Below are 13,019 nucleotides of genomic sequence, written 5' to 3'. Positions count from 1 at the left end.
CATGACAATTTCACAATCAATAAGGCAACGCATTTACGGCTATAAACCAGGCGAGTTATTTACGAGCGAATCTTTTTTGACTTTGGGATCTCGTACAGCGATTGATAAGACGCTTTCTCGCTTGGTTGAGAAGAAAGAAATTGAACGTATTGCACGGGGTGTCTTTACCAAACCAAAAGTGAATCGATTTATCGGGAAAGTGTATCCGGATATCACAAAAGTGGTAGAAATCATCACCAATCAAAATGGTGAAACTATTCAGGTACATGGTGCTGAAGCGATCCGAAGGTTTAAATTGAGCACTCAAATGCCGACGAATTTGGTCTACTATACCAGTGGCTCATCAAGGCAGATAAGAATTGGAAATAGAAAAGTAAAGCTGATTCATACCTCCAACCAGCGAAAACTCCAATGTGCGGGCACGAAGGTTGGCATGGCTATCTCCGCACTGTGGTATTTAGGTAAAGAAGCTGTAACATCTTCTACTGTAGAGCAAATTCGTAATTTAATGAGTGAAGAAGAATTTAGCTTACTGAAAACGTGCAAATTACCTGCATGGATGTCATCAGCCATTCAACACGCTAATCGAGAAACTGTTCATGGCTGACTCTTATTTTTCGATTATGCCTGACGAACAGCGGATTATTTTGGGATATGCAGCGGACAGGCTAGGTCGGTCTGAGCATGTTTTGGAAAAGGATATTTGGGTTTGTTGGGTATTAAAAATACTATTTAGCTTACCCGAGGCTCCCCCGATGGCTTTTAAGGGAGGGACTTCATTATCAAAAGTTTTCGATGTCATTAATCGATTCTCGGAAGATATTGATATCACATTAGATTATCGTTATCTATTGAATGGTATCGATCCTCTTTCTGATAACGCCAGTAAAAGCAAGCTAAGAAAAGTGAGTGAACAACTCAAGCAGCACGTTCAGCAGTATGCAAATGAAATTATCGTTCCTCACATTCAATCTCAATTAAATGAGCTGCCATCCTCTGAATTACACTCAATTCGGATTGATGAATCAGGTGAAAAAATTTGGGTGAGCTATCCATCCGTTACAGAAGAATCTGATGAGTATTTAAAAAGTGAAGTTTTGATAGAATTAGGGGGACGCAATGTTGTCGATCCGAATGAATGTCATATTATTAGGCCCTACCTGTCCGATCTAGTCCCTGAGCTTGAATTTCCCTCCGGGCAAGTTGTTGTCTTGTCACCTGAACGTACATTTTGGGAAAAAGCGACATTAATTCATGTGGAGTGTCGTCGGGGGATCAGAGAAAACGCTGATCGCCTTTCAAGACACTGGTATGATTTAGTGATGCTGGCTCAGCATGAAATAGGCCATAGAGCAATGTCTGATCGTCAGCTTCTTAATGATGTCATCAGACATAAGTCTGCTTTCTTCAATGCAAGTTATGCTGGATATGAGGAATGTTTAGCGGGACGATTGTTGTTGCTGCCAAGTAATGAAGTATTGCCAGCGCTTAAAGCTGATTATCAAAGCATGATCTCTGCTGAGATGATATACGGTATTGCTCCCTCTTTTGATGAATTGTTCGAAGCTATTAAACAAATCCAATACCGCATTAATGCATATACCCAATGAATCTCAAGTTGTATCGCGGCGGCAAGGGAATGACAAATTCGTCGGGAACGAATTTGTCCAGCCAAAGGTCGAAAGGCAGGAGCCTTTCATTCATCCCCAAGAGCATAGATAACTGTATGTTTATAAAAACGGTGACCGGGGTGAGTGCAGCCAACAAAGCAGCAACTTGAAAGACGACGGGTATAAGTATTCTAAAATAAATGTACTGTTATGAGTGATAGGTGACCAGTGATGTAAATTCATTTGATAGAAAGAGATTCTTAATTCAGCCAGATTACTTAATGGGTGGCTTATGCGTAATCTCAAGCTTTCATTGGTTGTTTATAAATCCAAGTTCAGCGAAAATAAGCGCCAATCACCATTAACATTGACGGATTTGAAAACCAAGAGCCTGCTGGACGTTTCCCAGACGGCATCAATCCGTGTACAAACTAGAAGATTCCATTGATGTCAAATTCCCAATTCCTGCAAGAAGTCGCCAAACGGCGCACTTTTGCAATAATTTCCCACCCCGATGCGGGTAAAACAACGATTACCGAAAAAGTATTGTTATTCGGACAGGCTATCCAGAAAGCGGGAACGGTAAAAGGGCGGGGCTCTAACCAGCACGCCAAATCAGACTGGATGGAGATGGAAAAACAGCGTGGTATTTCTATCACTACTTCCGTGATGCAGTTTCCTTACGGGGATTGTCTGGTTAACTTGCTGGATACTCCTGGGCATGAAGACTTCTCTGAAGATACTTACCGTACTCTGACCGCCGTTGACTGCTGCCTGATGGTCATTGACGCTGCGAAAGGGGTTGAGGATCGTACCCGTAAGCTGATGGAAGTTACACGTCTGCGTGATACGCCTATTCTGACTTTCATGAACAAACTCGACCGCGATATTCGCGATCCGATGGAGTTGATGGATGAAGTGGAAAACGAGTTGAACATCGCGTGTAGCCCAATTACTTGGCCTATTGGCTGCGGTAAATCCTTCAAGGGTGTTTATCATCTTTACCTTGATGAAGTTTATTTGTACCAAACAGGCCAAGGTCATACGATTCAGGAAGTGCGTGCGATCAAAGGGTTGGATAACCCTGAACTGGACGCCGCTGTTGGTGAAGAGTTAGCGGATCAACTGCGTGAAGAGCTGGAGCTGGTTAAAGGCGCATCTCATGAATTTGATGAAGAAGCCTTTTTGCAGGGTGAGCTAACGCCGGTATTTTTTGGTACTGCGCTAGGCAACTTTGGTGTGGATCACATGCTGGATGGTTTGGTTAAATGGGCACCGAAACCAATGCCCCGCCAAACTGACGCGCGTGAAGTGGTTGCGAATGAAGAGAAATTCACGGGTTTTGTTTTCAAAATCCAAGCCAATATGGATCCAAAACATCGCGACCGCGTAGCATTTTTGCGTGTTGTTTCCGGCAAATATGAAAAAGGCATGAAACTGCGCCAAGTCCGCATCAAGAAAGATGTTGTGATTTCTGATGCATTGACCTTTATGGCTGGTGATCGTTCTCATGTTGAAGATGCTTATCCGGGTGACATTATCGGCTTGCATAACCACGGCACAATCCAGATTGGTGATACCTTCACCCAAGGCGAAGAGCTGAAGTTTACGGGTATTCCTAACTTTGCTCCTGAGCTGTTCCGTCGCATCCGTCTGCGTGACCCTCTGAAGCAAAAGCAACTGTTGAAAGGTCTGGTTCAATTATCAGAAGAAGGGGCTGTACAGGTCTTCCGTCCATTGATCAATAATGACTTGATCGTGGGTGCGGTGGGTGTGCTCCAGTTTGATGTTGTTGTGGCTCGCTTGAAGAGTGAATATAACGTTGAAGCGCTGTATGAGCCTGTTAACGTTACCACCGCTCGTTGGGTAGAGTGCAGTGATGTGAAGAAACTGGAAGAATTCAAACGTAAGAATGAGCAGAACTTGGCACTTGATGGTGGGGATAATTTATCTTACATCGCGCCAACAATGGTTAATTTGAATTTGACCAGTGAACGTTATCCGGACGTCTCTTTCCGTAAAACACGGGAACACTAATCCGTATTTCTTCCCGTTTTTTCCGTATTTCTCGGTTAATTCCTTTCAGGGCTAACTATTCTGTTAGCCCTTGTTATTTCAATGATATCATCTTGTTTCATTTGTATTTAAAGAATAACTCTCTGGTTTAGTGAAAATATACGTTATGTTTTGTAAAAGCCATTTTATCACCAAGCGCTAATTGACATACTGTTTTGGTAACGGTTCTGGCTTATTTATAGAAGGTGGTAGGATGAAAAATATCAAGCGTACACATTCACTACTGGCTGTTGTTCTGGGTTCAGTTCTGATGAGTAGTAGTGTTCTGGCTGCGGAAGTTCCCTCGGGGAAAGCACCGGAGAGCACAGGACAGAAAATTGGTAAAACCATAGACGAAGCAGGGAAAAAGGTTGATGATTCCTTGCAGAAAGCGGATAACTATCTGGATGATAGTAGCATCACAGCTAAAGTGAAAGGGAAGCTCTTGGAACATAAAGGAATAAACAGCAATGATATCTCTGTGAAAACTGAAAAAGGCGTTGTTTACCTTTCCGGTTTTGTCGGCAGCAAGAAAGAGGCTGTGAAAGTTGCAGAGATCGCTCATGGCGTGAAAGGCGTCAAATCCGTGAAGAATTCTCTGACTGTTAAGAAATAATGGGCTGAGCAAAATCGCTGACAGTTTGAAGGGGTGGCCATATAATGAGCCACTCTTTTTTTATGGCGAGAAATCACGGGTAATAAATGCATATCCACCATTTAGTTAACGATTCCTTTATATAACTAAAGCATTACGAATGAGCTATTTCAGCAACAATATGCTAATAGATATTCGGTCTATGTATTATGCTTTAATGTCATGAATGACTCGTAGAGGAAGAGGATAGTGGGGAAACGCATACCTATAACGTTGGGTAATATAGAACCTTTGGCTTATAAGCCCCAGCACAAACCCAAAAAGATAGCTCTCGTTTGTGAAGGTGGTGGCCAGCGAGGAATTTTTACCGCCGGCGTTTTAGATGAGTTTCTTCGCCTCGGTTTTAATCCCTTTGAATTATTCCTTGGGACATCTGCGGGTGCCCAAAATATTTCTGCCTATCTTTGTGGCCAGCAAGGTTATGCCCGCAAGGTGATCAACCGTTATACAACCGATCCGGCTTTCTTTAATCCATTGCGCTTTGTTCGTGGTGGACATCTGATAGACTTGGATTGGTATATGAACACTATCGCTGAACAACTTCCGCTCAATATTCCTGTTGCCATGCGTCAGTTCGAAGCCGGGCGGGAGTTTTATATGTGTGCCTGCCGTGCTGATAATTTTGAAGCAGACTATTTACATCCTGATGACAAAAATTGGATGGATGTTGTCAAGGCATCCAGCGCCATTCCCGGTTTGTACCGCAATGGTGTGACTATTGGTGATGTGACTTATCAAGATGGTGGGATTTGTGATGCGGTACCTGTGCAAGAGGCATATCGCCGTGGTGCTGATACGATCGTTGTTATCCGGACAGTTCCTTCGCAACTTTATTATACACCCCAATGGCTCAGACGTATGGAACGTTGGCTGGAAACCAGCAGCCTGCAAAAAATGGTCAAAATGCTCAACCTCCATGCCAAGAGTTATCGCCGGACGCAGAAATTTATCGAAAACCCACCGGATGGTGTGCAGGTTTTTGAGATCTACCCGCCTGCGCCGCTTTCTACAATGGCATTGGGTAGCCGGATCAGTGTGTTGAATAAAGATTATTATTTGGGAAGACGCTGTGGGCGATATTTTTTGGCGACTATCGGGCATACCTTTATGGAAGGCGAATTTAGTTCCCCAGAGCTCAAGGGATATGGTGTGTACCGAAATGGCTTCAGTACCAATAACGCCAATCACAATGATTTTCGGCGAAACCATTTTTTGAATAGGGAAAATCACTCTATTGCCGGGACACCAATGCTTGATTCGGTTGATAATGCAAGTGACGGGATTGAGCACGATAGATAATCGGAATAATAAGATGTTTATTGATACACATTGCCACTTTGATTTTCCTCCTTTTGCCGATGATGCAATAAAAAGTCTGGAACAGGCCAAAAAAGTCGGCGTGAGAAAAATCATTGTGCCCACCGTCAGTCAAATGAATTTCCAGCGAGTTGCTCTGTTGGCGAAAACCCATTCTTCTATTTATGCTGCATTTGGGTTGCACCCGCTTTATATCCAAGAACATCAACAAGATCATTTGGAACAATTGGGGCAGTACTTGCAGGAAAAAAACACTAAATGTGTGGCTGTAGGAGAAATCGGCCTCGATCTTTATATGCCAGAGCCACAATTTGAGCGGCAGAAAAGTGTGCTGGAAGCGCAACTCAGGCTGGCTAAGCAAAACGATTTGCCCGTGATACTTCATTCCAGAAAGAGTCATGACCCATTGGCCGCTATCTTGCGCAAATTTCAATTGCCGCGTACTGGCGTGATCCACGGTTTTGCCGGAAGTTTATCTCAGGCGCAGGCTTTCATTCGTCTGGGATTTTATATCGGCATAGGGGGGACGATTACTTATGACAGGGCACAAAAAACACGCAATACCATTTCCCAGCTGCCTTTGACGTCTTTGGTATTGGAAACGGATGCACCTGATATGCCATTATCGGGATATCAAGGGCAGCCAAATCGGCCAGAAAGAGTTGCACAGGTTTTTTCAGCGCTATGCGGATTGCGTCGAGAAGCGCCAATTGACATTGCCAACCAAATTTATGGCAATAGTAAAAAATTGTTTTCGTTGACTTAACTGAGTGGATTTAAACGGATAAATATCATCGGGGGTTTTATCAGGCGCGAGGATCTATAATTCACACCCATTAAACATTAATAATGTTTAACTTATATTCTCTGCTTATTTATTCTTTTTATTACCTATTTTTCCATAATATTATCTAATCCCACCGAAATTAGGTGGTTTTATGTGATGAAAGTCTCATTTCTAGTTTTTATATTACTTTTCTCTGTATCAATTTGTGATGTTAGTTACTTGTTCCCTCTGGGGACTAGGTATAATCCCGCACACACAATGTCAGTAGGAATTTTCAAAAAAACTGACATATTCCTTTATTATTAATTCAGTGAACAGGGATTCTTCCAATGCAACTCCTTATGAGCCTGATCGGGATGGCAGTGCTGATGTTTATCGCAGTACTCTTCTCCAGTAACTTTCGAGCCATTAAAATCCGTACTGTCCTGGGCGCCTTTCTGATTCAGGTTGCTATTGGGGCATTTGTACTTTCCGTACCTGCCGGTAAAGACATTCTGGGAGGAATGTCAAGAGGCGTTGCCAACGTAATTGGATACGGCCAGAAAGGAACAGATTTTATTTTTGGCGGACTGGTTTCCGACAAAATGTTCGAATTGTTCGGTGGTGCTGGCTTTATTTTTGCCTTGCGCGTCCTGCCAGTTATCGTTTTCTTCTCCTCACTCATTGCGGTTTTGTATTACATGGGCATTATGCAGCTCGTCATCAAAATCTTGGGTGGCGGCTTGCAGAAAGTACTGGGTACATCACGGACTGAATCTCTGTCTGCAACAGCAAATATTTTCGTAGGCCAAACCGAAGCGCCTCTGGTTGTTCGTCCTTATATTGCTACCATGACCCAATCTGAATTGTTCGCCGTAATGTGCGGTGGCTTGGCGTCTGTAGCCGGTTCAGTATTGGCAGGTTATGCATCAATGGGCGTTCCTTTGGAATACTTGATTGCGGCTTCCTTCATGGCGGCACCGGGCGGTTTGCTGTTTGCAAAACTGATGGTACCTGAAACCGAAAAAACTCACGATACAGAAGATGCTATGTCGCTGATCGCGGCGGAAGATCGTCCGGCAAACGTTATTGATGCTGCGGCATCAGGTGCGGCATCCGGTATGCAACTGGCGCTTAACGTAGGTGCGATGCTGTTGGCATTTACCGCATTGATTGCGTTGTTGAACGGTATGTTAGGCGGCATCGGCGGCTGGTTCGACTATCCGCAATTATCGATGGAATTGATCTTGGGTTGGGTTTTTGCGCCAATCGCCTATCTGATCGGTGTTCCATGGAGTGAAGCAACTATCGCGGGTTCTTTTATCGGCCAGAAACTGGTTGTCAATGAATTCGTGGCATTCATGAACTTTGGTGAATACTTAAAACCAGATGATGTCGTTCGTGCGGCGGGCCTGCATGTTCTTTCCGATCATACTAAGGCCATCATTTCTTTTGCTCTGTGTGGCTTTGCGAACCTGTCTTCTGTTGCTATTTTGCTGGGTGGCTTGGGTGGAATGGCACCGAAGCGTCGCGGCGATATCGCCCGTTTCGGCCTGAAAGCTGTCTTGGCGGGTTCACTCTCTAACTTGATGAGTGCAACAATTGCTGGATTCTTCCTCGCGTTATAAAACGCAGGAAATATGTATTAAACTGAATGCAGGTGAGGTTTCTCACCTGCATTTGTTTTTCCTGAAACTATTTAATGTGATTTTATTCACAATAAAATGTTTGTGATTGCAAATTACATTTTATTAATGTGATATTTAGCACTAACCGTTGTTCATTAACATGTTCAAATAATGACAGGCAAGGGCTTTATGGAGCATGTTGTTCCCATTAAGGTCATACGAGCTGAAGAAAGCTAAAAAGAGCGCAGAAAGATTGCATAAAAACAGCACACAAGAAATAGTGCACAAACAATAGTGCGGAGAGAAGGAACTCTGTTGTTCTTCAAGGAACCAAGTCCGCTCGCCAACAAACAAATGAGTTGATTGTTCAAGGCAACCATTCGTTCAAAATAATCGTACAAAAGAATATGTAAACTGATTTATACCCAATGGATTTCGAGTTGCATCACGGCGGCAAGGGAATTCATCCTCGGGAGCATAGATAACCGTATGTTTATAAAAACGGTGACTGGGGTGAATAAGCACGGCCAACCAAAGAGGCAATTTGAAAAACGAAGGGGGTAGTCACGATAATAATACCGTTGGAGAGTTTCATGACCGATTTAACCGCTGCTGCTCAGCATGCGCTGAGTTTGATGGATTTAACTACACTAAATGATGATGATACAGATGAGAAAGTCGCCGCACTTTGTCGTCAGGCCAATAGTCCTGCCGGGCACACGGCTGCCGTCTGTATTTACCCTCGCTTTATTCCTGTAGCGCGCAAGGTGTTGCGTGAACAAGGAACTCCTGATATCCGCATTGCTACGGTAACCAATTTCCCACACGGCAACGACGATATTGATATCGCATTGGCTGAAACACGTGCGGCTATCGCTTATGGTGCTGATGAAGTAGACGTGGTTTTCCCTTATCGGGCATTGCTTGCCGGTGATGAACAGGTTGGCTTTGATTTGGTAAAAGCCTGTAAAACCGCCTGCGCTGAATCCGGTGTTTGGCTGAAAGTTATTATTGAAACGGGTGAATTAAAAGAAGCGGCATTAATTCGTAAGGCATCTGAAATAGCAATTAACGCCGGTGCCGATTTCATCAAAACCTCAACCGGTAAAGTGCCGGTGAATGCGACACTGGAAAGTGCTGAAATTATGCTGAAAGTGATCCGTGATATGGGTGTTGGTGAAACAGTTGGTTTTAAACCTGCGGGTGGTGTACGTACAACTGAAGAGGCTGCACAATATTTGGCGCTGGTTGAACGTATCATGGGAGACAAGTGGGCGGATCCCCGTCATTTCCGTTTTGGCGCTTCCAGCTTGCTGGGTAATTTGCTGACAACTCTTGGACATCAAGGACAAAAGCAGAGCAGTGGTTATTGAGATCAATAATGACTCATTGAATGCACGCTAAGATAGTGTGCATTACTGCCATTCTTTTCAGATAATAATGATTGGGAGGTAGCTTTGTTTTTGGCACAAGAAATCATCCGTAAAAAACGCGATGGTCATCCATTGAATGAAGAAGAGATCCGTTTCTTCATTAATGGCGTCCGTGACAACACGGTTTCAGAAGGGCAGATAGCTGCGCTGGCAATGACCATCTATTTCCATGATATGACGATGGAAGAGTGTGTTGCTTTGACATTGGCAATGCGTGATTCTGGTACAGTTTTAGACTGGAAAAAATTGAATTTACCCGGCCCGATCGTGGATAAACACTCAACGGGAGGAGTAGGAGATGTGACTTCCCTGATGCTTGGCCCGATGGTCGCTGCTTGTGGCGGGTATATCCCGATGATTTCAGGGCGAGGGTTGGGGCATACCGGAGGAACACTGGATAAATTAGAATCTATTCCCGGTTTTGACATCTTCCCGGATGAACATCGTTTCCGTGACATTATCCGTGATGTCGGTATTGCAATCATCGGGCAAACGAATTCATTGGCCCCTGCGGATAAACGCTTCTACGCAACACGTGATACAACGGCAACAGTAGATTCTATCCCTTTGATTACAGCATCAATTTTGGGTAAAAAATTGGCTGAAGGGCTGGATGCTCTGGTTATGGATGTGAAGGTCGGCTCCGGTGCATTTATGCCGACATACGAACAATCAGAACAATTGGCAGAATCCATCGTCAAAGTAGCGAATGGCGCAGGTTGTAAAACGACAGCGTTACTGACGGATATGAATCAGGTGCTGGCCTCCAGTGCCGGCAATGCATTGGAAGTGCGTGAAGCGGTTCAGTTTCTGACAGGGGAGTACCGAAATCCCCGGCTGTATGAAGTCACCATGGCGCTGTCCATAGAAATGCTGGTTTCAGCGAATCTGGCAAGTGACCGTGAAGATGCGCGCCGCAAGTTACAAGCGGTTTTGGACAATGGCAGGGCGGCTGAGATATTTGGCCGCATGGTGGCAGCACAAAAAGGCCCGACCGATTTTGTTGAGAATTACGCGCGCTACTTGCCGAGCGCGAAAATCAGCAAACCCGTATTGGCTGAGCAAAATGGAATTATTGCAAAAATGGATACCCGGGCATTGGGCATGTCTGTTGTTGCATTGGGTGGAGGGCGCCGTAAGGCAACTGACCCTATAAATTACAGTGTGGGGCTGAATAATATCGTTGCGCTGGGTACAGAAGTAAATGCAGATACCCCGTTGGCAATAATTCATGCCGATAGCGAACATGCCTGGCAAGAAGCGGCAGAGGTCGTGCGCAGCGCGTTTGTTTTTGAAAAAACAGCTTTTGAAAAAACGACCGTTGAAAAAAATGAAGCAAAAGCCCCCATATCGATGATTTATCGACATATCAATGGATAAATCATCTAAGCATTGAAATCGATTTTAATAGCTGGCAGTTTCCGCATTGATAGCGTGAATTGACGCAGGAGAAAATTATGAAACGTACATTCATCATGGTATTGGATTCCTTTGGCATTGGTGCAAGTGCCGATGCGGTAAAGTTTGGCGATGAGGGGTCTAACACTTTAGGGCATATCGCAGAACAATGTGCCCGTGGTGAGGCTGATATCGGCCGTAAGGGGCCATTGCATCTGCCAAATCTGAGCCGTTTGGGATTGGGCTTGGCAGCAGAAGAGTCCAGTGGGACATTCCCGACGGGCTTGGATAAAGAGGCCGATATTATCGGCGCCTATGGCTACGCGAGTGAACTTTCTTCTGGTAAAGACACGCCATCAGGCCACTGGGAAATTGCCGGTGTTCCGGTTTTGTTCGACTGGGGCTATTTCAGTGATGAAGAAAACAGCTTCCCGCAGGAATTGTTGGATAAGCTTGTCGAGCGCGCTAACCTGCCCGGATATCTGGGTAACTGCCACTCTTCCGGTACGGTTATTCTGGATAAGCTGGGTGAAGAGCACATGCAAAGTGGCAAACCGATTTTCTATACCTCAGCAGACTCGGTTTTCCAAATAGCTTGCCATGAAGAGACATTCGGCTTGGATCGTTTGTATGAACTGTGTGAGATTGCCCGTGACGAACTGAATATCGGTAATTACAACATTGGTCGTGTCATTGCCCGCCCATTTGTGGGGGATAAAGCCGGGAATTTCCAGCGTACGGGTAACCGCCATGATTTGGCTGTTGAACCTCCTGCGCCGACCGTACTGAAAAAACTGGTTGATGAAAAGCAAGGCGAAGTAGTGTCCATTGGCAAAATTGCGGATATTTACGCCAATGTGGGCATTACCAAAAAGGTTAAAGCGACAGGCATTGATGCCCTGTTCGATGCTTCACTGATTGAAATGGAGAAGGCAGGGGACAACACCATCGTATTCACCAACTTCGTTGATTTTGACTCCTCTTATGGGCATCGCCGTGATGTGGCAGGTTATGCGGCTGCCTTGGAGTTATTTGACCGCCGCTTGCCGGAAATGTTGAAACTGGTTAAAGAAGACGACATTCTGATCTTCACCGCTGACCACGGTTGTGACCCAACTTGGGCGGGTTCAGATCACACACGTGAACACATCCCTGTTCTGGTTTATGGCCCCAAAGTTAAACCGGGTTCATTAGGGCATCGTGAAACCTTTGCTGACATTGGTCAGACAGTCGCAAAATATTTCGATCTGACTCCAATGGATTATGGCAAAGTCATGTTTTAATTTTTGCGGAGGCCATCGGCCTCCCTATTTTCGTTTATTTTTACATGCAATAAAAACAAGGAAATAAAATTATGGCCACCCCACATATTAATGCTGAGATGGGCGATTTCGCTGATGTTGTTTTGATGCCTGGTGATCCACTGCGTGCAAAATACATTGCAGAAACTTTCTTGGAAGATGCCCGTCAGGTTAACAATGTTCGCGGTATGCTGGGTTTCACCGGTACATACAAAGGACGTCGCATCTCTGTTATGGGCCATGGCATGGGTATCCCATCCTGTTCTATTTACGCCAAGGAATTGATTACTGAATTTGGTGTTAAAAAAATCATCCGCATCGGTTCTTGTGGTGCGGTCAGTGAAGACGTAAAAATTCGTGATGTTGTGATTGGCATGGGTGCGTGTACTGATTCCAAAGTAAACCGCCTGCGTTTTAAAGATCACGATTTTGCAGCGATTGCTGATTTTGATTTGGTTCGTAATGCAGTTGATGCTGCCAAGGCGAAAAACATCAATGCTCGCGTTGGTAACATCTTCTCAGCAGATTTGTTCTATACACCGGATCCACAAATGTTCGATGTCATGGAAAAATACGGTATTCTGGGCGTTGAAATGGAAGCTGCCGGCATTTACGGTGTTGCGGCTGAATTTGGTGCAAAAGCACTGGCTATCTGCACTGTATCTGACCATATTCGTACTGGCGAACAAACGACAGCAGAAGAGCGTCAAAATACATTTAATGACATGATTGAAATTGCGCTTGAATCCATTTTGTTGGGTGACAATTAAAAAAGCGTAAATAATTTCTCTATTTCATAAAAAAAACATAAGCCCTTTCCAATAATGGAAAGGGCTTTTTATTTATGGCTTCAGCC

Annotated in this window: 12 protein-coding genes; all 12 read left to right on the top strand. The window is 44.5% G+C overall.

Translation table 11 applies throughout. The features are described 5' to 3' along the window. The first annotated feature begins 1 nt into the window (after nucleotide 1). The 12 genes from FE392_RS00415 (at nucleotide 2) to deoD (ending at nucleotide 12,933) form a co-directional block, all read left to right on the top strand. Nucleotides 2-607, top strand: coding sequence for a DUF6088 family protein (locus FE392_RS00415; protein ID WP_319928263.1), 606 nt, complete (start codon nucleotides 2-4; stop codon nucleotides 605-607). Beyond that, nucleotides 600-1,610 (top strand): nucleotidyl transferase AbiEii/AbiGii toxin family protein, encoded by a 1,011-nt coding sequence (locus FE392_RS00410; RefSeq protein WP_319928262.1) that lies wholly within the window; start codon nucleotides 600-602, stop codon nucleotides 1,608-1,610. The genes FE392_RS00415 and FE392_RS00410 overlap by 8 nt, the downstream gene beginning before the upstream one ends. Before the next feature lie 292 nt (nucleotides 1,611-1,902). Further along, nucleotides 1,903-2,058: a hypothetical protein gene (locus tag FE392_RS00405; protein WP_319928261.1), complete on the top strand. Its 156-nt coding sequence runs from the start codon at nucleotides 1,903-1,905 to the stop codon at nucleotides 2,056-2,058. Next, nucleotides 2,058-3,647, top strand: coding sequence for a peptide chain release factor 3 (prfC, locus tag FE392_RS00400; RefSeq protein WP_319928260.1), 1,590 nt, complete (start codon nucleotides 2,058-2,060; stop codon nucleotides 3,645-3,647). The genes FE392_RS00405 and prfC overlap by 1 nt, the downstream gene beginning before the upstream one ends. 232 nt (nucleotides 3,648-3,879) lie before the next feature. Beyond that, on the top strand, nucleotides 3,880-4,281 hold the full coding sequence (locus FE392_RS00395; protein WP_319928259.1) for a BON domain-containing protein: 402 nt from the start codon (nucleotides 3,880-3,882) through the stop codon (nucleotides 4,279-4,281). 228 nt (nucleotides 4,282-4,509) lie between these two features. Continuing rightward, nucleotides 4,510-5,619, top strand: a complete 1,110-nt coding sequence (locus FE392_RS00390; protein ID WP_336624153.1) for a patatin-like phospholipase family protein — start codon at nucleotides 4,510-4,512, stop codon at nucleotides 5,617-5,619. A 13-nt stretch (nucleotides 5,620-5,632) separates the two neighbouring features. After that, nucleotides 5,633-6,403 carry a TatD family hydrolase gene (locus FE392_RS00385; RefSeq protein ID WP_319928258.1) on the top strand — a complete coding sequence of 257 codons (771 nt, stop codon included), beginning with the start codon at nucleotides 5,633-5,635 and terminating at the stop codon, nucleotides 6,401-6,403. Nucleotides 6,404-6,765: 362 nt separating this feature from the next. Continuing rightward, nucleotides 6,766-8,031, top strand: coding sequence for a NupC/NupG family nucleoside CNT transporter (locus tag FE392_RS00380; protein WP_319928283.1), 1,266 nt, complete (start codon nucleotides 6,766-6,768; stop codon nucleotides 8,029-8,031). Nucleotides 8,032-8,624: 593 nt separating this feature from the next. Beyond that, a complete protein-coding gene (deoC, locus tag FE392_RS00375) occupies nucleotides 8,625-9,404 on the top strand; it encodes a deoxyribose-phosphate aldolase (protein WP_319928257.1) in 780 nt (259 codons plus the stop codon). Nucleotides 9,405-9,488: 84 nt separating this feature from the next. Beyond that, on the top strand, nucleotides 9,489-10,844 hold the full coding sequence (deoA, locus tag FE392_RS00370; protein WP_319928256.1) for a thymidine phosphorylase: 1,356 nt from the start codon (nucleotides 9,489-9,491) through the stop codon (nucleotides 10,842-10,844). A 77-nt stretch (nucleotides 10,845-10,921) separates the two neighbouring features. Next, nucleotides 10,922-12,145 carry a phosphopentomutase gene (gene deoB, locus FE392_RS00365; RefSeq protein WP_319928255.1) on the top strand — a complete coding sequence of 408 codons (1,224 nt, stop codon included), beginning with the start codon at nucleotides 10,922-10,924 and terminating at the stop codon, nucleotides 12,143-12,145. A gap of 71 nt (nucleotides 12,146-12,216) precedes the next feature. Continuing rightward, nucleotides 12,217-12,933 carry a purine-nucleoside phosphorylase gene (deoD, locus tag FE392_RS00360; protein ID WP_319928254.1) on the top strand — a complete coding sequence of 239 codons (717 nt, stop codon included), beginning with the start codon at nucleotides 12,217-12,219 and terminating at the stop codon, nucleotides 12,931-12,933. Nucleotides 12,934-13,019 lie beyond the last annotated feature (86 nt).

Origin of the sequence: Xenorhabdus santafensis (genome assembly GCF_033949405.1) — a bacterium.
Classification (GTDB): Bacteria; Pseudomonadota; Gammaproteobacteria; order Enterobacterales; family Enterobacteriaceae; genus Xenorhabdus; species Xenorhabdus santafensis.
The sequence above is the reverse complement of the archived record's forward strand: the minus strand, read 5'-3'. Positions and strand labels throughout refer to the sequence as shown.

Excerpts from the sequence above, each read along its gene's own strand:
- FE392_RS00395 (WP_319928259.1), top strand. The coding sequence starts at position 3,880 with ATGAAAAATATCAAGCGTACACATTCACTACTGGCTGTTGTTCTGGGT.
- FE392_RS00410 (WP_319928262.1), top strand. The coding sequence starts at position 600 with ATGGCTGACTCTTATTTTTCGATTATGCCTGACGAACAGCGGATTATT.
- deoC (WP_319928257.1), top strand. The coding sequence starts at position 8,625 with ATGACCGATTTAACCGCTGCTGCTCAGCATGCGCTGAGTTTGATGGAT.
- FE392_RS00415 (WP_319928263.1), top strand. The coding sequence starts at position 2 with ATGACAATTTCACAATCAATAAGGCAACGCATTTACGGCTATAAACCA.
- FE392_RS00380 (WP_319928283.1), top strand. The coding sequence starts at position 6,766 with ATGAGCCTGATCGGGATGGCAGTGCTGATGTTTATCGCAGTACTCTTC.
- prfC (WP_319928260.1), top strand. The coding sequence starts at position 2,058 with ATGTCAAATTCCCAATTCCTGCAAGAAGTCGCCAAACGGCGCACTTTT.
- deoD (WP_319928254.1), top strand. The coding sequence starts at position 12,217 with ATGGCCACCCCACATATTAATGCTGAGATGGGCGATTTCGCTGATGTT.
- deoB (WP_319928255.1), top strand. The coding sequence starts at position 10,922 with ATGAAACGTACATTCATCATGGTATTGGATTCCTTTGGCATTGGTGCA.
- FE392_RS00405 (WP_319928261.1), top strand. The coding sequence starts at position 1,903 with ATGCGTAATCTCAAGCTTTCATTGGTTGTTTATAAATCCAAGTTCAGC.
- FE392_RS00385 (WP_319928258.1), top strand. The coding sequence starts at position 5,633 with ATGTTTATTGATACACATTGCCACTTTGATTTTCCTCCTTTTGCCGAT.